General features: G+C 53.4%; 1 pseudogene. It reads right to left on the bottom strand.

The features are described 5' to 3' along the window. Positions 1-1,335: pseudogene (locus tag K334_RS0112760) on the bottom strand (hypothetical protein); the annotation flags it as partial. Positions 1,336-1,554: the final 219 nt, after the last annotated feature.

The raw sequence follows: 1,554 nt of genomic DNA, 5'->3' as shown, positions 1-1,554 counted from the left end.
GGAACCCACGACATGGACGGTGAGCGTATAGCCGGCGCCGTCGAAGGTACCGGCATACTTATGATTGTTAGTACCCACCATCATAGAGTTATTACGGAGGTCGACCTCGGCTTCGAGACGGGCGTTGAGTTTAGTCATACCCTTTTCGTTGACGAGTTTGCAGAACACCTTCCACTCGTTGGCGTCCTTGATGAGTATCGTGCCGTTTTGGTCACAGCGCGCCACGGTGAGGGTGTGAGAGATGGAGGCCGCCTCGTAGTAATTGTTCTGCTCCTGCTTGAGGGTGATGGTGGCCTCGCCTGACGTGCCGCCGAACAGGAGCTTGTGGTCATCGCAGCGGAGGACGGAGGAGTTGCTGCTGGTGACGCTGAATCCTGGATTGTACCGATAGAAATCTTCGCCGCTTTGTGTTTTGCTCTTATAGAGATAGTCGCGTAAGTTGTGAGGGGTGTTACTGAAAAGCACATCGGGCAGACCTTCAGCGGTGAAGGTTACTCGGTCGCGCATCATATTGACCGTCGTGCTGCACTGCGCTTTGGCACAATTCTTACTGGCGTCGCAAGTGGCGGTGAGGACTACCGTTCCGGGGCGCTTGAACGTTAGTTCCCCGCCATTGTCGGCAGTCGCAATGTCATTATTATCCACCTTGTACCAGACTTCGCCGTCGTGACCATCGAAGTTGCAGTCGGGCTTAAAATTTGGCAATCTTTTGTAGTACACATCGTACCTTTCCTTACCGAACCTCACGTTGGGTACCCTGACATACCCCACAATGATGTCGCGCACCTTGAACTTTTCCCACTTGTCATAGTAATGGCTCCAGATGCTGACTTTTTTTGCCGGGGCATCATAATTGTAGACAACGATGTTGTTGTCGTCGTCGTTGAGATCGTTCTGATTGGCTCCGCTTATCCCCGAGTTCGAGATGGCTTCCTTCTCGAAGTAATAGTCATAGCCCGATGCACTGCTGATGCGCTTGATTCCATTGGGGGTGCTATACCTCTCTCCACCCTCCGTATCGCGCAGGATGATCCAGCGGATGGCATAGCCGTCGTCGGCTCTTATAATGATGCGGGAACCCTTTGCCAGCTCGTAGATGGCGCTGTTGCCCGTTCCGCTGGTGGTCTTGCAATTGGTGAATATGATTTCCACCTTCCCTTCTGTGAGTGGTATGTCTATGCGCTTGTTCTTACCCATCGACTCCACGGTATTGCGCGAGCGGAAAACCGAATAGCCCACACAATGGTAATCTGTCGCCCACGCCGACGCCGTCAGCACCAGGGCGAAGAGGAAGAGGCAGAGCCTCTGGATGATGTTTGTTGTCTTTGTTTTCATTTTTATTTATTGTTCTTGATGACTTGCTTGATTTCTGGATTTCAAGTTTTCCGCCGTTCACGGGTTCGCGAGGCCGCCATCCGGCGCAAGCCGCAGGGAACGTGACGAATCACGCCCCCTGCGTCCGGCGGACGACTACGGTCCGATCATTCCACAAGGGGGAGAGGAATGGATCGGGGTCGTCCTATTCGTCCTATTCGTCGTCGTCCTCGTCGTCGA

Source organism: Segatella baroniae DSM 16972 = JCM 13447, assembly GCF_000426585.1.
Lineage (GTDB): Bacteria > Bacteroidota > Bacteroidia > Bacteroidales > Bacteroidaceae > Prevotella > Prevotella baroniae.
The sequence above is the reverse complement of the archived record's forward strand: the minus strand, read 5'-3'. Positions and strand labels throughout refer to the sequence as shown.